This window comes from Saccharothrix coeruleofusca, from assembly GCF_017876325.1.
Classification (GTDB): Bacteria; Actinomycetota; Actinomycetes; order Mycobacteriales; family Pseudonocardiaceae; genus Actinosynnema; species Actinosynnema coeruleofuscum.
In genome coordinates, this window is sequence record NZ_JAGINV010000001.1 from 7,104,457 (window position 1) to 7,121,400 (window position 16,944).

16 protein-coding genes are annotated in these 16,944 nt (G+C 70.7%); 6 read left to right on the plus strand and 10 right to left on the minus strand.

Annotated elements, in window-relative coordinates; genetic code table 11:
• Positions 1-135: 135 nt before the first annotated feature.
• Entirely contained in the window at positions 136-423 is a 288-nt protein-coding gene (locus tag JOF41_RS32920) for a hypothetical protein (protein ID WP_209623684.1), read from the plus strand.
• A 257-nt stretch (positions 424-680) separates the two neighbouring features.
• On the opposite strand, the gene JOF41_RS32925 is transcribed toward JOF41_RS32920, so the two are convergent.
• The 4 genes from JOF41_RS32925 to JOF41_RS37530 all read right to left on the minus strand — a co-directional run bounded on the left by JOF41_RS32925 (position 681) and on the right by JOF41_RS37530 (position 4,522).
• Positions 681-2,237, minus strand: a complete 1,557-nt coding sequence (locus JOF41_RS32925; RefSeq protein WP_307867612.1) for a DUF3987 domain-containing protein — start codon at positions 2,235-2,237, stop codon at positions 681-683.
• Positions 2,238-2,253: 16 nt separating this feature from the next.
• Entirely contained in the window at positions 2,254-2,679 is a 426-nt protein-coding gene (locus JOF41_RS37525) for a hypothetical protein (RefSeq protein ID WP_244989754.1), read from the minus strand.
• Between the two features lie 653 nt (positions 2,680-3,332).
• On the minus strand, positions 3,333-4,073 hold the full coding sequence (locus JOF41_RS32930) for a hypothetical protein (protein WP_209623686.1): 741 nt from the start codon (positions 4,071-4,073) through the stop codon (positions 3,333-3,335).
• Complete coding sequence (locus JOF41_RS37530; RefSeq protein WP_307867614.1) at positions 4,070-4,522, minus strand: helix-turn-helix domain-containing protein; 453 nt, start codon at positions 4,520-4,522, stop codon at positions 4,070-4,072. The genes JOF41_RS32930 and JOF41_RS37530 overlap by 4 nt, the downstream gene beginning before the upstream one ends.
• A 238-nt stretch (positions 4,523-4,760) precedes the next feature.
• On the opposite strand from JOF41_RS37530, the gene JOF41_RS32940 reads away from it, so the two are divergent.
• The 4 genes from JOF41_RS32940 to mgrA all read left to right on the plus strand — a co-directional run bounded on the left by JOF41_RS32940 (position 4,761) and on the right by mgrA (position 8,528).
• The gene (locus tag JOF41_RS32940; protein ID WP_189221186.1) at positions 4,761-5,513 is read left to right on the plus strand and encodes a GntR family transcriptional regulator; all 753 of its coding nucleotides are present in this window, start codon (positions 4,761-4,763) and stop codon (positions 5,511-5,513) included.
• A complete protein-coding gene (locus JOF41_RS32945) occupies positions 5,510-6,358 on the plus strand; it encodes a phosphoribosylaminoimidazolesuccinocarboxamide synthase (protein ID WP_209623687.1) in 849 nt (282 codons plus the stop codon). Before JOF41_RS32940 ends, JOF41_RS32945 begins: the two co-directional genes overlap by 4 nt.
• Entirely contained in the window at positions 6,358-6,588 is a 231-nt protein-coding gene (locus JOF41_RS32950) for a hypothetical protein (protein WP_209623688.1), read from the plus strand. The genes JOF41_RS32945 and JOF41_RS32950 overlap by 1 nt, the downstream gene beginning before the upstream one ends.
• A 911-nt stretch (positions 6,589-7,499) precedes the next feature.
• Positions 7,500-8,528: an L-glyceraldehyde 3-phosphate reductase gene (gene mgrA, locus JOF41_RS32955; RefSeq protein ID WP_189221183.1), complete on the plus strand. Its 1,029-nt coding sequence runs from the start codon at positions 7,500-7,502 to the stop codon at positions 8,526-8,528.
• Here the strand turns inward: mgrA and JOF41_RS32960 are convergent.
• The 4 genes from JOF41_RS32960 to JOF41_RS32975 all read right to left on the minus strand — a co-directional run bounded on the left by JOF41_RS32960 (position 8,511) and on the right by JOF41_RS32975 (position 13,212).
• Positions 8,511-9,704, minus strand: a complete 1,194-nt coding sequence (locus tag JOF41_RS32960; RefSeq protein WP_209623689.1) for a hypothetical protein — start codon at positions 9,702-9,704, stop codon at positions 8,511-8,513. The genes mgrA and JOF41_RS32960 overlap by 18 nt on opposite strands.
• A gap of 45 nt (positions 9,705-9,749) precedes the next feature.
• Positions 9,750-11,246, minus strand: coding sequence for a sensor histidine kinase (locus JOF41_RS32965; protein WP_443705754.1), 1,497 nt, complete (start codon positions 11,244-11,246; stop codon positions 9,750-9,752).
• The gene (locus JOF41_RS32970) at positions 11,243-11,944 is read right to left on the minus strand and encodes a response regulator transcription factor (protein WP_189221181.1); all 702 of its coding nucleotides are present in this window, start codon (positions 11,942-11,944) and stop codon (positions 11,243-11,245) included. Before JOF41_RS32970 ends, JOF41_RS32965 begins: the two co-directional genes overlap by 4 nt.
• A 242-nt stretch (positions 11,945-12,186) precedes the next feature.
• Positions 12,187-13,212 (minus strand): ADP-ribosylglycohydrolase family protein, encoded by a 1,026-nt coding sequence (locus JOF41_RS32975; RefSeq protein ID WP_229794886.1) that lies wholly within the window; start codon positions 13,210-13,212, stop codon positions 12,187-12,189.
• 186 nt (positions 13,213-13,398) lie between these two features.
• Here JOF41_RS32975 and JOF41_RS32980 point away from each other — a divergent pair, with 186 nt between their 5' ends.
• A complete protein-coding gene (locus JOF41_RS32980) occupies positions 13,399-15,462 on the plus strand; it encodes an AfsR/SARP family transcriptional regulator (RefSeq protein WP_229794884.1) in 2,064 nt (687 codons plus the stop codon).
• A gap of 191 nt (positions 15,463-15,653) precedes the next feature.
• On the opposite strand, the gene JOF41_RS32985 is transcribed toward JOF41_RS32980, so the two are convergent.
• Together JOF41_RS32985 and JOF41_RS32990 are read right to left on the minus strand one after the other, a co-directional pair.
• Positions 15,654-16,427 carry an SGNH/GDSL hydrolase family protein gene (locus JOF41_RS32985; protein ID WP_189221179.1) on the minus strand — a complete coding sequence of 258 codons (774 nt, stop codon included), beginning with the start codon at positions 16,425-16,427 and terminating at the stop codon, positions 15,654-15,656.
• 162 nt (positions 16,428-16,589) lie between these two features.
• Positions 16,590-16,934 carry a hypothetical protein gene (locus JOF41_RS32990; RefSeq protein ID WP_209623690.1) on the minus strand — a complete coding sequence of 115 codons (345 nt, stop codon included), beginning with the start codon at positions 16,932-16,934 and terminating at the stop codon, positions 16,590-16,592.
• Positions 16,935-16,944: the final 10 nt, after the last annotated feature.

Consider the following 16,944-nt stretch of genomic DNA (forward strand, 5'->3'; position numbering starts at 1 on the left):
TCGTCTTCTTGACTGTAAGGCGGCTGGATGTGAATCCGGTGATCTCGGTCACCGGCAAGGCTGTTGACACGGAAATTCGTTGCGGTACTTTGCGAGATGAAGGGTAATTCCGTAGCTGAATTCGAAGGGGGATCTATGAAGGTGAAATTCCGTTTCCGCATGTTTGCGACCCTTGGTCTGCTGGTGGCAGCACTATTTGCATCTCCGTTCACCTCTCATGCTGGTGTAGCTTCGACGTCGGGCGATTTCCAGGCGAACGCGTGGCGGATCGCCGGCGGGCCGTGGCCGAATAACGACCAGGGTCGCCGTCAGTGTGACAATGCTGCTTACCTCCTCATGGAGAGGGGGACGGTCCGGGCTGCTCAGTGTTTGGTAGATGGCGAGACGGGTACCGAAATCTGGCTCTGGGGCGACTTCATCTGATGCCGTTCGCGGTGAACTAGCCTTCCCGTAGTACAGGCCGCAGGTTCGACCGGCAGCGCTAGCTCGCCGGTCGAACCTGCCCAGTTGCAGGCGTAATCCGTAGTGCCTCGATGAGTGGCACGAACTTGACGAACTTACGAACTAAGAGGTTGACCTGCGGTTCGTGGTGGACTTAGTTCGTCGGTGACGAACTAAGTCGGGAGCGTTTGCCCTGGTCAGGGGCATAGTTCGTAAGTTCATCAAGTTCGCGCGGGCGCTCAGGTGGCGGTGTAGACCTCGGTGGGGCGGCCCCGCCCTGTGACCGGTGGTCGTTGGGTGCGGATGATGCGGCCGGACTCGGTGAGGTGGTCCAGCAGTCGGGCTGGGTCGATCCCGCGCCGTTTGGCATTACCACCAAAGTGGACAGTGGTGATCTCCTTGCGGGTGCGCCCTTCTGGTCCGGCTGCCGTGATGAACGCGGCTAGTTCGTCGGCTTCCTGGTCGGTGCCGAGAACGGCGCGCGCGGACGCGATGGAGTAGCGGACTAGTGCGGCGGCAGCCTCCAAGTGGTCAGGGGTGATCAGGGGTGTGCGGTCGAGTGCGGCATAGATGGCGGCTATGCGGACGCAGTTGGCTGCGGCTCGGGAGATGAACTCCTCTACCGGGCCGTCACCGCCGAGATGGCCGTTGAACTCGATTTGGAGGCGTTGCCAGGCCAGTTGAGCGGGAGGGGTGAAGCCGAGTGCGCCCAACTGCGCGGCGTGGCCCAGACGAGCGGCCAACGACGCGGCGAGCTCGCTCATCAGCCCTGGTTCGGGAGTGGGCGGGTAGTACTTGGACTGAGCCACCGCGATGGGGAGGAACCGGTTGTAAGTGCCTCCCGCCAGGTCTGCGGCGGAGACCTTGCTACGGAACTCCTTGGGCGTGATGTGCGCGATGATGCCCAGGTGGGAGCGAGCCGCCATGCGGGCGTCAACGTTGAGAGTGGAGAGGTTGCCGCCTTCCCATGCCTGGCGCAGCAGCGCGCCCAGGGTGTTGCCCTCGCGCTTCATCCGGGCCATGACCGATGACCATTCGGTTTCCAGGGCCAGCAGCCGACAGTCTCCCTCGGGCAGCAACCTAGGCCGGGTCTTGCTCGCACCGTCCCCGGTACCGGAGTCGAGTGCGAACGCGGCGGCTAGGCCCTCACCGGAGGACAGCCCAGAGTGCTTGTTGCTCGCCACGAAGTCGGAGTCTGCTTCGGTCAGCAGCGCGAGCATGGCGTTGGTCGCGGTGCCCTTGCGGCCGATGCCGGTCGCGCCGATGAGCATGGGCCACACCAGCAGCGGATGCCGCTCCCCGAACCCGAGTTCCAGGTGCGGGCCGGGACCAAGGTGAACCCCGGCCGCGCCGACTAGGGAGGCAAGCACACCGATCGGGTCGCCCTCGGTGTGGGGGTCGATCCGTTCGGCGAGTCGACCCAGGTAGCAGCCGAACACCGCCGGATCGGCGGGCGGCAGCCAGGCCCGTGCTCGGGCGACCTGGGCAGCACCCTGCCGTTGCAGCTGCGCGGCTTCCTGGCTGTAGCCGGAGGGGGCGGCCGAGGGTGACGAATGCCCCGCGGGCACCCCAGCGGCTACAGCCGTGTCGGGAGTCCGCGCGGAACCGGAGGTCACCAACGGCGGCAGCAGTCCATCCGACTGGTGTGCAGGCTGAAAGGATGGCCCGTAGGGCTCCGTTCGGGTTTGTGCGGTGGAGGTGACCGGCCGCAGGTGACGGGTGTTCCCGGTTGCCGTTGCGGCACTGGCCGGGCCTGCCGCTCCCGGTGGCGGGGGTGTGGCGTTGGCGTGGGTCACGGCCTGTCTCCTGCTGCTAGTGGTCGGTGCCGAGTGACGTTTCCCCGTCGACGGGGTTTCGTCCCGCCTGCCGCTTGTGGGAGGCGGGGGCGGACACGGCGCGGGTGAACACCGCGAGTACGGCCGGGGCGAACTCTTCGACCTGGGCGTAGTAGTCGGGCAGCACGTGCCCGGTCCGGTGGGCGCAGGCGACCAGGGCCACGAGTTCGGGCACCCGCACGCGGGGGTCTTCGCAGCTGCGCAGGATGAACTCAGCCACACCGTCCGGGCCGATGGCCTCCCAGGCATCGGGGGCCATACCGGTCAGGTAGATCAGGGCTGTGATGGTGTCCAGGTCCACCGGCACTGGGGCATGTCCGATGCCGGGGCTGACGTGGACCACCGGGCAGGACCGGGGACGGTTCAGGTGGTCATCGGGGTGGGTGCCGGGCAGTAGCTGCATTAGTGGACGCGGCGCACGGGAACGGCCGGAACCGGGGCGCGCGTCACGGCGGGTTCGGCGGTTGGTGGGCTTCACAGCGGCTCTCCAAGCGGTCTGCGGGACTGGGTGCGCGGTGGGTCCGCGCCGGTCGGGAACAGCGGGAACGGCAGCGCGGCCCTGCTAGCCCGCGCGGAGTAGCAGGGGGCTTGTCGCGTGCGGTGGGGGTGACGGTTGCGCCCTGGGCGCTTGCGTCACGGCGGGTCCGGCGCGCGGCGCGCGCACCGGTCGGGAAATGCGGTTTTGTGCCGGGCCTGCGGGTTGGATGGCCAGCCGGAACAGCGTGGTGACTGGCCACCAGGCAAGGGACGGTGTTGGGGAGGGAGCCCGGTCCGGCCGGGTTCAACGCCGCACCTGACCCCGCGTCCGGCAGGTTCCGGGGCGGGTCTTGGCGGGAGGTGCGGCGGGCCGGGAGCGGCCGGACCGGGCTTGCTTGTCCGTTCCGATCTGCCCTGAACGATCGGGGTAGTCGGGTGGTGGGGTGAGCCGGTCCGGTGGTTGGTTCTGGGCCGTGCCCACTGGCTCCGGTGGGCGACGGGCCACCGAACCGGGCGAACTGTTTGGCCTGTACGACCGGGGCCGCACCCCGTGCGACACCCTCGCGTCAGCGGACCGGACTAGCGGGCGTCGAGTACGACGCGCGCAGCGGCGCGGCAGTCGGTGAAGCGGTCCAAGTCATCCGGCGCGGCGTGCACCCGGTTGACCACTTCGGCGGTCAAGCCGTCCAAGCCGATCGCGGCGCACGTCTCCACCCACTCCAGACCGGAGCGGGCCAAATCACCGGGCCGGTAGTCGGAGAAGTACAACGCCACCGCGACCTGACGCAGCGATGCCCCCGCAAGCGCGGCCTCGACCACCTCCGCCGGACGTCCGGCGCTGTGCTGTGGGTAATCGGTACGGCCACGCTGCTCGGGCACCGACACAGCGGCCGGGAAGACCTCCGCCACTCGACGGCGGCAGTAGGCCAACCACTCGGCCGTTACGTCGTCCAACGGCGCGGTGTCGATCTCGAAGCACAGCGCGGTCAGTTCGCCCATGCCGACGTTGACCACCGATTCCACAACCAGTTGACGCACGTACTCGTCATCGACCAGTTCGGCGCTGTCCGAGCTGTTCCAGTAGAACAGCGCCGCTACCAACTCCTCGCGGCTCAGCGGCAGCGACAGCGACAGGGTGGCCAGCGTCGCGGGCTGCTCAGCAAGCCCGTCGCGAGTGCTGGGCGTGAACTCCGGCACCGCCACACCATCGATCGACGCGACAGCGGTCACGGTGGCGATGGGAACGGCGGGCGCGGTCATGACGGGCTCTCCCTCTGCGAGCTGGTCGGAAATGTGCGTGGTCACGGTCGGGGCGCTCATCGGGTCACCGCCGTCAGGTCGGCGCACACCTGACCGGCCGGGTGGCTGCGGCAGGCGAACACCTGGGAACCGCTGTTCGAGCACCCCACCGGGTAGTGCGCCACCTGCGTCCGCATGAAGTCCGTCCCGCACACCACGCACGCGCGGCCGTCCGCCTGAGCTTCGTTCAACGGCCCGTGCTCCCACCGCCATTCGGTCACGTCCCCACCCTGACCAGCACCGTCCAGCGCGGCCGGGTCGCCGCTGCCGGTGACGAACTCCCGGTAGGCGGCCTGGGCGCACGCCTCCCGGTAGACCTCCACTGAGCTGGCCGGAATGCGGATCGACCCGCCCACCTTCAGCGCGTCCAGCTCACCGGCCCTGATGGCCCGGTAGATCGTGGCCGGATGCACGTCGAACATTTCTGCCACTGCTTTAACCCGGAACATCCGGGTACCCTCGGTCTGCATCGTCTGGTCTCCCAACCGCGATGTGATCTGCCGCCCCGGCCGGTGCGCCAACACCGCCGGGGCTTTTGCTGTCTGCCGCTACCGGTGCAACCGGTGCGACAGGTGGAACAGTAGCAGCGTGCTAGTACACCTGCAAGTGGTGTTCTAGTGCACTCCGAAAGATCACCGCTGACCTGCGGAAATAGTGACTGATACAGTGTGCGTGCTAGGACGCGCTCAGTCCGTAGAGGAGCCAGCAGTGCCCACCATCGAACGTGCGGAGCCTCCGTACTTGCAGGTCGCCGGACACATCCGGGAGCAGATCAAGGCTGGCGCACTCAAGGACGGTGACCTCGTGCCCTCAGCGCGGGAGATCGCCCGAACCTGGGGGGTGGCGCTGGCTACGGCTACGAAGGCATTGGCCACCCTGCGATCCGAGGGACTGACTCGCGCCGTGAGCGGCGTGGGGACGGTTGTGCAGACGAAGGGGGCGCTTCACCACTCCGCCCGCGATCGAAGCATCGCGATCCACCGCACCGGCAAGATCTACCCGCCTGGCCACTACGCCAGGATTCGCACGGCCGCTCTCAGTCCCGCGCCCGACCTCGTGGCCGATGCGCTGGGCATCCAGGAGGGAGCACCGGCCATCCGGCGGCAGCGAACGACCTACACCGCAGACGACACCCCGGTTTCTACCTCGGTCTCGTGGTTCGACGGTGCGCTAGCCGCAAGCTGTCCTTTGTTGTTGTCCACTGAACGGATCGTTCAAGGCACCGCCCGGTATGTGGAGGAACAGACCGGGCGGCTAGCTGTGATGACGTATGTGCAACATGCCGCCGGTTTTGCCACCGAGGATGAGGCCGCCGAGTTGCGCGTACCGGTCGGATCGGCTGTGCTTGTCAGTCGTAACAGGTTTGTGGACAGTGAGGGCTCAGTCCTTGAATATGGGGAATCAACTGCGCTGCCTGACCACTGGGTGTTTTACGAGTACGCCAATGAGGAAGTGAAATGAAGCATATCCACAGTGGCAAGGTGCGCGACCTCTACGAAATCGACGGCGATATCTTGCTAGTCGCAACCGACAGGGTGTCCGTCTATGACGTTTCCCTGCCGACTCCGGTTCCGGACAAAGGCGCGCTCCTGACGCAGTTGTCGGCGTGGTGGTTCGACAAGTTGCGTGACGTGGTTCCTAATCACGTCATCTCCACCGATGACGTTCCCGAGGAGTTTCGAGGCAGGGCCGTTCGCTGTAAGCCTTTGAAGATGATCCAGGTAGAGTGCATCGCACGCGGCTACCTGGCGGGACTCGGGTTGCGCGAGTATCAGGCGACCGGTGCTGTGTCGGGTGTTCCGCTGCCTCCTGGCCTGTTGGAGGGCAGTCGGCTGCCGGAGCCTATCTTCACGCCGACCACGAAGGTGTCCGACACGGGGCACGATGAGTTCATCACCTTTGACGATGTGGTGAACGACATCGGTCTTGAAACTGCCGAACGGCTTCGTGAACTGACGATTGAAATTTACACCAAGGGTGCGGAGCACGCCGCACAGCGCGGCATCATCATCGCTGACACTAAGTTGGAATTCGGGTTTGCCGAAGACGGCACCCTGACTCTCGGAGACGAGGTGCTGACCTCGGATTCCTCGCGTTTCTGGCCTGCTGACGAGTGGGAGCCGGGGCGGGCGCAACACGCTTTTGACAAGCAGTTCGTACGGGATTGGTCGCTGACTACTGGGTGGGACAAGACCCCGCCAGGCCCGGAGATGCCCGAGGAGATCGTGAGCGCGACGCGCGCACGCTACGTCGAGGTGTACGAACGCATTACCGGAAACCAGTGGACCAGTGAGGAGCCCGCGTAATGTCGGAGACTATCCAGACGTATGACCCGCGTCGTCTCGTTGAAGAGGTGGCCGCGCTTCTCGTTGAGCGCGGTCTGCGGCCAGATCGTGACGGCGGCAGCGCGGTGGAGCGGATGACAGCTGCGAGCACGTTGCTGCGCAACCTCGGGATCATGCCGACCGTAGCCCCTGAAGCTTGGCTCGACTTGGACGGTCAGCAGGGCTACAACCGGCTTGTGCATGGCGACTGACGCTGTCACGTCCCCCGCGTGAGCAGCAGGTTCGGGGCGAGTTAGGTTCCTAACTCGCTGGTCCTACGTGGGTGGACAGCTGCTGACCAGGGCAAAGTTAGGTGAGTTACCCGAGTTAGGTCGCCTGGCGGGACCGCTGGCGCGGGCCGCACCGGGGCCGTTCGAGGTAGTGCCGGTGGCCTAACTCGTTGAGGTCCTGTGTGACGGTTCCTCAGCGGCCTTCCTGGCGTCACGTCCCCCGGCTCACTCCCAGCGCGGTCACCACAGCCCGCAGAACTACGCTGAACGGGCGCTGAGATGGCCGTAGGGCGTCGATCGGCCATGTCGGGTAGTGGTCCCAGTGGGGCGGTCAGAGAGGGAGGCACGGGCAGGGGAGTGGACAGCGCCCGTGAGGACGGTTCCGGTAGGTCCCTGTCGACTCTGATGATCTTCCCTGTCTGGGGTTGTCCGAGGTGACGCCAGGGAAGTAGGCCAGGGAGGCGGTCAGGGATTTTTCCCTGTCTCCTGCTGCCTCCCTGGCCGCTTCCCTGGCCGCATCCCTGTAGGAGGTCTAGGCCCTAGAGGCCAGGTCAGCCCCGCTTTGAGGTTCTAGACGGGGGTCTAGCTCTAGCTCTGTGGGTCTAGATCTAGACCCACAGAGCTAGAGGCCGGTCGCCGTGGCCCGACGTGCGGGCTTTGGGTGCGGCGGAAGGGTCTCAGAACGGGTCTCAGTACGGCGCGGTTCAACCCGTGCCACAGTGTTGCAGCCTTAGCTCTGACCAGGGAAAACGTACGTCTACGTACCCTGCTGAACGATCATCCCGAGAACTTGTAAGCGAAAGGTTGCGGGTTCAAGTCCCGCCACCGGCTCCACGACCGGGCGTGGGACCGCCTCCTCGGCGGTCCCACCACCCGCGTGCCAAGGTGGGCGCATGGTCCACCTCCCCGACGCCGCCCGCTACGACCGGATGACCTACCGCCGCTGCGGCCGCAGCGGCCTGCGCCTGCCCGCGATCTCGCTGGGCCTGTGGCACAACTTCGGCGACGACCGGCCGCTGGAGACCGGCCGGGCCGTCCTGCGGCGGGCCTTCGACCTGGGCATCACCCACTTCGACCTGGCCAACAACTACGGCCCGCCCTACGGCTCGGCCGAGGCCAACTTCGGCAGGCTGCTGGCGAGCGACTTCAAGCCCTACCGCGACGAGCTGGTCATCTCGACCAAGGCGGGCTACGACATGTGGCCCGGCCCGTACGGCGACTGGGGCTCGCGCAAGTACCTGTTGGCCTCGCTGGACCAGTCGCTGGGCCGGATGGGCCTGGACTACGTCGACATCTTCTACTCGCACCGGTTCGACCCCGAGACACCGCTGGAGGAGACCGTCGGCGCGCTGGTGAGCGCGGTGCGCCAGGGCAAGGCGCTCTACGTCGGCATCTCGTCCTACTCGGCGGCCAAGACGCGGGAGGCGGCGGAGCTGCTGCGCGCCGAGGGCGTGCCGCTGCTGATCCACCAGCCCTCCTACTCGATGCTCAACCGCTGGGTCGAGGACGGGCTGCTGGACGTGCTGGCCGAGACCGGCACCGGCTGCATCGCGTTCTCGCCGCTGGCCCAGGGCCTGCTGACGGACAAGTACCTCAACGGGGTGCCCGAGGGCTCGCGCGCCGCGCAGGGCAAGTCGCTGTCGCCGGACATGCTCTCCGAGCGGACGTTGACCCACGTCCGGGCGCTGGACGACATCGCCCGGCGGCGCGGCCAGTCCCTGGCCCAGCTCGCGCTGAGCTGGGTGCTGCGCGACGAGCGCGTCACGTCGGCGCTGATCGGGGCCAGCTCGGTGCGGCAGCTGGAGGACAACGTGGCCGCGCTGGACGCGCCGCCGCTGACCGACGACGAGCTGGCCGCGATCGACGAGCACGCCGTCGAGTCCGGCATCAACATCTGGGCCCGCTCATCCGAGGTCGGCTAGGGCGGCCGCGCGCAGCGCCAGGAGCAGGGGCAGCGAGCCGTCCTCGCGCAGCCGCTGGGGCAGCAGGGCGAGCAGGTCCGCGCCCGCCCGCAGGCCCCGGCCCAGCGCGGCCAGGTCCACGGGCACGAGCAGGACCGGCGAGCTGTAGAGCCGCTCCGCGCCCTTGGCGCGCCGCCCGCGCACCTCGGCGCTGCTCGCGGTCAGCCGGGTCAGGCCGAAGAACTCCGGCCGCGCTCCGCGCTCCAGCCAGCGCGCGTAGCCGACCACGCGGGTCGAGGCGACCTCATCGGCCCGCAGGCCGGTCTCCTCGCACAGCTCGCGCTCCATGCCCGCGCGCACCGAGTCGACCAGCGTGCCCGCCAGGTCGCGCGGCTCCAGCGACCCGCTGCCCGAGGGGGCGACGAGCAGCTGGCTGGCCGCGTTGCGGTGGGACTGCACCACCAGCACCAGGTGGTCGTCGGTGGTCAGCGCGACGGTGGAGATGCCCACCGGGTCGGCCAGCTCGCTCTCGGCCAGCGACCGCAGCCGCCCGCCCGCGTCGACCAGGAGCCTGCGCCGGGCGTCGAACTCCTCGCCCGTGCCGCGGTCGGCGATGCGCAGCCCGCACAGCTCGTTGGAGCACTCGCCGTCGAAGAACCGGGCGCGGTGCAGCCGCAGCGGGTTCGCGCCGGGCAGCGGGTCGTCGCGCAGGCCCACCACCGCGCCGTTGAACAGCAGCCTGCCCCTGGCGCGCAACGGCAGGACGTGCGGCGCGGTGGCCCGCAGCCGGGGTGGCAGCCGGTAGCGCTCCTCGGCCAGCTCCACCGGGAAGTCGTGCCCCCGCAGGCCCTCGTCCACGACGTCGCTGACCAGCGCCGTGCCCCGGCCGGGCACGGCCAGGTACCGCCCTTCGGGGAAGCCCGCGGGCGGCGGCACCTCCTGGTGCGGGAACGGCGCGGCGATCACCGAGAAGTCGTAGGCCGACCAGCGGGCCCGCAGCAGCCGCACGTCCCGCGTGAAGGTCAGCACGCCCAGCACCAGCGCGACGACCGACAGGGCGACGCCGATCGAGCTGGGCAGCACGGTCATGGCGCCCAGCAGCACGCCCACCCCGGCGACCAGCACCGGCCACTCGCGCGAGCCCAGGAACACCAGGTAGTCCAGCCGAGAACGCGCCCAGCGCCGCACACCGCCCACGGGCCACCACGGTAGCGATCATGGGCGGGGAAGGGGAGGAATCGGCTACTCCGCCCGGCCGGACAGCAGTTGGCGCTGCTCGGCGGGAGCGGTCGCCGGGGTGTTCGCCGAGGGGGTCGCGGGCGGGTCGGCGCGGGGCAGGTGGACCGTGAAGGTGGTCGAGCCGGGGTAGCTGGTCAGCGCGACGGTGCCGCCGTGGGCGACCACCAGGGAGTGCGCCACGGCCAGGCCGAGGCCGCTGCCGCCGCGGTCGCGGGTGCGCGAGTCGTCGACCCGGTAGAAGCGGTCGAAGATGCGCGGCTGGTCGGCGGCCGGGATGCCCGGACCGGAGTCGCTGACCCGCACGACCGCCTCACCCGGCGCGGTCGACACCGACAGCGACACGGCCGTGCCCGGCGGCGTGTGCACCGCGGCGTTGGTGAGCAGGTTGTCCACCACCTGCCGCAGCCGCACCGCGTCGAACGGGAGCAGCACCGGGTCCGGTCCCGCGGTCACGGTCAGCGGGTGCGTCGGCCTGGCCGCGCGGAACGCGTCCGCCGCCTGGTGCGCCAGCTCGACCAGGTCGCCGGGGGACAGCCGCAGGGCGGGCTCCTTGTCGGCCGAGTCCAGCCGGGCCAGCAGCAGCAGCTCGTCCAGCAGCACGCTCATCCGCGCCGCCTCCGAGCGCAGCTTCTCCAGGTGCGCCTCGCGCTCGGCGGGCGCGTTGGCCGCCGCGTAGCGGAACAGGTCGGCGTAGCCGCGGATCGAGGTCAGCGGCGTGCGCAGCTCGTGCGAGGCGTCCGCGATGAACCGGCGCAGCCGCTGCTCGGCGGCCGTGCGCGCGGCCAGCGAGGAGTCGATGTGCTCCAGCATCTTGTTGAACGCGATCCGCAGCTCGTCCACCTCGACGCCGCCGGGCGAGCCCTGGGCGCGCACCGGCAGCCGGGCCGAGTCGGTCAGGTCGTGCGAGGTGATGTCGTGGGCGGTGCGGGCCATCTCGCTCAGCGGCTGCAGCCCGCGCCGCAGCAGCGCCCGGCCGACCACCACCAGCGCGACCAGCGCCAGCGCGAACGTGGACACCGCCACCAGCACCAGCTGCCGCGTGGTGTTGGCCAGGTCGTTCATCGGCGCGGCGCTGACCAGCACCACGCCCTCCGCCGACGGGCAGCCGCGCACCCGGTAGACGTCGCTGCCCAGGTGCACGGTCTTGAACAGCGGCTTGCCCGCGCCGCCGACCTCCCGCGCCATCTGGGCCATCTGCACGGCGCCCTGCGGCGGCAGGTCCTCGGTGTCGCGCGGGGTGGCCACGCCGTCCTTGACGTCGTAGACCGCGGAGAACCAGCCGTAGGTGATCCCGCGCAGGTCGCCGAACTTCTCGACGTCCTTCTCCTGGGCGATCTGCGTGCTGCGCATCTGCTCGTCCAGCTTGCGCGCCAGGTAGTCCTGCATGCTGGTGACCATCACCGTGCCGACCACGGCGAACACCGCCAGCGCGAGCGCCCCCAACCCCAGCGCCAGCCGGGTGACCAGCCGCATCCGGCGGCGTCGGGGCAGGCCGATCACGCGGGCGCCAGGCGCAGCACGTAGCCCACCCCGCGCACGGTGTGGATCAGCGGCTCGGCGCCGTCCACGTCGAGCTTGCGGCGCAGGTGCGAGATCACCAGCTCGACCACGTTGGACCGGCCGCCGAAGTCGTACTCCCACACGTGGTCCAGGATCTGCGCCTTGGTCAGCACCGTGGGGGAGCGGCGCATCAGGTAGCGCAGCAGCTCGTACTCGGTGGGGGTGAGGGAGACCAGCCTGTCGCCGCGACGCACCTCGCGAGTGTCCTCGTCCAGCACCAGATCCGCCACCTTGAGCACGGACCGCTTCCAGGCGGGCCCGGTGGTGCGCCGCAGCACCGCCCGCAGCCGGGCCATCAGCTCCTCCACCGAGAACGGCTTGACCAGGTAGTCGTCGCCACCCCTGGTCAGCCCGGCCACCCGGTCGGCGGTGCCGTCGCGGGCGGTGAGGAACACCACCGGCACCATCGCGCCGCCGCCGCGCAGCCGGTCCAGCACGGTGAACCCGTCCAGGTCGGGCAGCATCAGGTCGAGCACCACGATGTCGGGGTGGAAGTCGCCCGCGGCGCGCAGCGCGGCCTCCCCGCTGCCCGCCGTGACCGCCTGCCAGCCCTCGTACCGGGCGACCGTGGCCACCAGATCGGCGATGTGGGGCTCGTCGTCGACGACGAGCAGTCGAACCGCAGTGGCCTTGTCCACCTCACCATGGTGGAGCAACGCGGCCCGCGGGTCGAAGAGATCAACGGCACCGCGGGGCTTAGACAGCAACTCGACAGGTCGGGCGTGATCGAACACGCCCGCTCTGCTACGGTTCGGCGCACGGGATCTCCCGCTCCACGCAGGTCGCGCCGGGTGTTGCGCTCGGGGCGTCACCCGCCGCGCGCCGGTGGAGAGCCGGCCTCGGTCGCACGCATTCGGGAACGTGCGCGCCGAGGCCGGCTTCACTCGTAGCGCGCGTAGTCGAAGTCCAGCCCGACCACCGACCGGCCCAGGTCCGCGCCGAGCTCGGCGAGCACGTCCACCAGCTCCAGCCCGGCCAGCCAGTCCCTGGGCAGCGCGGCCGTGCCGTGCATCGCGCCCAGGATGTTGCCGGTCAGCGCGGCGGTGGCGTCGCTGCCGCCGGAGTGGTTGACCGCCGCCCGCAGCGCGTCGACGAACTCGCTGCCCTTGGCGTGCACGAGCACCGTGTGCACGGCGATGGCCAGCGCCTCAGGGCCGGTCCAGCCGCTGCCCAGCCGGTCCACCCGCACCGAGTCGAAGCCCATCGCCCGGTGCTCCTCGGCGAACAGCACCGCCCGGTTGAGCGCGTTGGCGGTGTAGGGGTCGTCGCGCAGCACCCGCCCGATGACCTGGTCCACCGCCTCGCGCAGCGGCCGCCCGCGCACCGCGAGCAGGTGGATCAGCAGCGCGAACGCCCCGCCGGACACCCAGCCGCCGGTGCCGCCGTGGGTCAGCGCGGCGAACCGGCAACCCAGGTCGTAGGCGATGTCGGCGGTGGGGGCGAAGCCCGCGGGCGCGGTGCGGGTGACCCCGTTGCAGCCCGAGGACTCGTTGTGCGGGGCCTCGGGCGTCGGCGGCTCGTCGGCGGCCAGCGCGCGCAGGCAGGTCAGCCCCGGCGACCTGCTGGCGTAGAGCCGCTCGTTGCCCAGCAGGCCGGTCGCGCCCTCCTCGGGCCCGGCGATCTGCTGGGTCACCAGCCACCGCCGGTAGCTGTGCCAGACCTCCTCGACGGGCTCCCACTCGCCGGTGTTGCGCCCCCGCACCCAGGCGCGCAGGTAGCCGTCGGCGGTGAACAGGGTGAGCTGGGTGTCGTCGGTGACCAGCGCGGGCCGGGGCGGCTCCAGCACGCCCTCGGGGCCGTGGTCGCGCTGGATGTCCGCCCAGCCCAGGTACTGCACGGGCGCGCCCAGCGCGTCACCCAGCGCACCGCCCAGCAGACATGCCGCGCCACGGTCGACCACACTCATCGGCTCGCGCGCCAACGGCCCTCCTGCACTGCGACGTCCGGGGCCAAAACCCTAGCCCCCGCGGCGGTGGACCGGTGAGGGGAGCGGGTGAAGTTGAACAAGCAAGGACTACCGGTTGGTATCTGCGCGACCACCGTCGGCATCTTGACCTGTGACCGGTTCACGGACGACGGCGGGGGGAGGGGCATGGCTGACGACCGGATCCGCAGCGGGCTGGAGTTCGGCGTGCTCGGACCGTTGCAGGTGCTCGCGGACGGGCGGCCGGTGCGGATCGGTCGCAAGGGGATGCGGGGGCTGCTGGCGATGCTGGTGCTGGAGGCCAACCGGGTGGTGCCGATCGACGGGATCGTGGACTCGCTGTGGGGCGACGACCCGCCCGCCACCGCGCGCACCATCGTCCACGGCTACGTCTCCCGGCTGCGCCGGATGCTGGAGGAGGCCGACCCGACCGGCTCGGCGCGGATACTGACCACCCCGCCCGGCTACCAGCTGGCGGTGGACCCGTGGCGGCTGGACTACCACCGGGCCCGGCAGCTGGTGTCCTCCGCGCGCGGCAAGCCCGCGGCGGCGCGGGCCGCGCTGCTGCGGGAGGCGCTGGGGCTGTGGCGGGGGCCGGTGCTGGGGGACGTGCCGGGCGAGCTCGCCACCACCGACCTGGCGGAGCTGCGGCTGGCCGCGCTGGAGGAGCGCGTCGAGGCGGAGCTGGCGCTGGGCCGCCACCTGGAGCTGGTGGGGGAGCTGCGCAGACTGGTGGCCGAGCACCCGTTCCGGGAACGGCTGGTGGCGCACAGCATGAGGGCGCTGTACCGGTCGGGCCTGCGGGCCGACGCGCTGGAGGCCTACCAGCGGTTCCACCGCCGGGTGGTGGACGAGCTGGGCATCGACCCCGGCCCGGAGCTGCGGGCGCTGCACGAGCAGGTGCTGCGCGACGACCCCGCGCTGAGCCCGGCCGGCCGCGCCGAGCCCGTCGAGGTGCCGCCGAGGGCGGGCGTGGTGGTGCCCGCCCAGCTGCCCGCCGCGGCCAGCGGCTTCGTCGGCCGCGACGAGGAGCTGGCCTGGCTGGACCGGCTGTGCGACGTGCGTGACCGGGGCGCCACGACCACCGTCGTGGTCACCGGGGCGCCGGGCGTGGGCAAGAGCGAGCTGGCCATCACCTGGGGGCACCGCCGGTCCGGGCAGTTCCCCGACGGGCTGCTGTTCGCCTCGCTGGGCGGGTTCGCGGGCGACGAGCACGCGCGGGCCGAGCCCGCCGAGGTGCTGGCCCGGTTCCTGCTGGCGCTGGGCGTGCCCGCCGACGGCGTGCCGCGCGACCTGGACACCCGCGTCGGCCTGTACCGCTCGGTGCTGGCCAGGCGGCGGGTGCTGGTGGTGCTCGACGACGCGTGGGCCCCCGAGCACGTCCGGCTGCTGACGCCGCCCGGCGCGGGGTCGATGGTGCTGGTCACCAGCAGGCGGCGGCTGGAGTCGCTGGTGGTCCGCAACGGCGCGCGGATGCTGACGCTGAGCACGCTGTCGGAGGAGGAAGCGGTCCGGCTGGTCGACGAGGTGGTGGGCAAACCGCTGTCGGAGCAGGAACCGGCGGCCGTGCGTGAGCTGGTGGCGCACTGCGACCGGCTGCCGCTGGCCCTGCGCGTGGCCGCGGCCAAGCTGGTGCTCAGTCCGGAGTGGACGGTCGAGGCGCTGGTGGCCCAGCTCGCCGACGAGGGCGCCCGGCTGCGGGTGCTCGACCTGGCCGACGCGGGCATGGGCGTGGGGCGCGCGCTGGCCGTGTCCTACCGCAACCTGCCCCCCGAGCTGGCCGCCGCGTTCCGCGCCGCCGGGGCGCTGCCGGGGCGGTGGGTGAGCCCGCGCGCCGTCGCCGCGGTGTGCCGCACCGACCTGGGCACCGCCGCGGCCAGGCTGGCCGACCTGGCCGACGCGCACCTGCTGGTCGAGCAGTGGCGCGGCGGGTACGTGCTGCACGACCTGGTCCGCCTCTACGCCGAGGAGGTCATCGCCGAGGAGGCGCCGGACAGCTGCGCCACGGCGGTGGGCAGGCTGGTCGAGCAGTACCTGGCCGCTACCACCGGGCAAGCGCTGTCCTGGTTCGACGAGGAGTGGCCCAACGTCGTCGCCCTGGTGCGCGCCGCCGCCGAGCACGGCCTGCACCGGCAGGTCCGGCAGCTGCTCCGGTTGGCCCGCGCCTACTGCCAGACCCGTTCGCTGGACGGGGACTGGGCCGCGCTGGTCGAGTCGACCTCGGGGTTTTAGCCACCGTTTAGTTCCGGTGGGGCATGTCGTGGCAGTTTGTAATCGGACGCTGATCACCGCATCGCGGCGGCGTCCGGGGTGGCACCGGGGAGAAGCCAGGGGGGATGCCACCCGAACCCGGTTGGCCGGCATTCGGGGGAGAGTGCCGGCCAACCGGCTCCGCTCGGCCCGTCCCGCTCGGCCCGTCCCGCTCAGCCTTCCCCGACGACGGGCAGCAGCTCCGGGCGCTTGGGAGCGATGCCGTCTCCCATGGACTCCCCGCGCAGCTGCCTGGCGATCCACGGCACCACGTGCTCGCGGGCCCACTTCAAGTCGTGCCTGCGCTGGGTCATCCAGTCCGCCTCCACCGCGAGCGGCGGCCACGGGGCGTTCCAGTCCTCCGCGACCTCCAGGCCCAGCACCTCCGCCACGCGCAGCGCCACCCGGCGGTGGCCCTCCGAGGACAGGTGCAGCCGGTCCTCGCTCCACGCCCGCCGGTCGTGCAGCACCTGCATCGACCACAGGTCCACCACGCGGCAGTGGTAGCGCTGCGCCACCGACCACAGGTGGCTGTTGTAGACCGCGACCCGGCTGCGCAGCGACCGCAGCAGCGGGGTGTTCCTGGTGTCGAAACCGGTGAAGATCACCACCTCGCACCCGGCCGCGCGCAGCTCGGCCACGGCGATCTCGTACACCTCGGCCAGCGCGTCCGGGTCGGAGCCGGGCACCAGCAGGTCGTTGCCGCCGCCGCAGAAGGTGACCAGCTGCGGCTTGAGCGCCACCGCCAGCGGCACCTGCTCGTCCACGATCTCCTGCAGCAGCTTGCCCCGGATGGCCAGGTTCGCGTACCGGAAACCCCGCTGCCGGGACGAGATCATCGCGGCCAGCCGGTCGGCCCAGCCGACGTAGGTCCCGTCCGGCGCGGGGTCGTCCATGCCCTCGGTGAAGCTGTCGCCCAAGGCGACGTAGCTGTCCAGTGCCAGCACAGCCCCTCCCCTCCCGCGCGGCGCACACCCCCTGTGACGCGCTGGACAGCATGCTCCCGCAGCGTCGACCTACGCCAGCGTCGGTTGACGACACCGTTGCTCGAAAGTCACCCGATGGTGGGAGCTCTGAGCGTCGATGGGCGTTTCGCCCCGTCGGCGGGCCTAGCCTTGCCAGCCGTGCCGCCCGCCGCTCCCCGTCATCTCCTGCGTCGCGATCACCGTGCTGGCCGGGTTCGCCATCGGCTTCGCGCTCACCGCGCCCGGCCCGCGCCCACCGGGGAAAACGCGGGTCGAGCCAGGTCCGGGACCGTCACAGTCCTTTGTGGACGGACCACCGCTGGACTTCCACGGCCGCCCGACGACCATCGCGACCACCCGCGCGCCGCGCCCCGCTACGTCGCCGCCGAAGACCTCCGAGGTGGTGACGACCACCACCACGACAACTGCGACGAACATCACGGTTAGCTCGTCGCCGAGCCGTGCGGCGCTGCTGCCGTCCGTGCGCATCGGGACACCC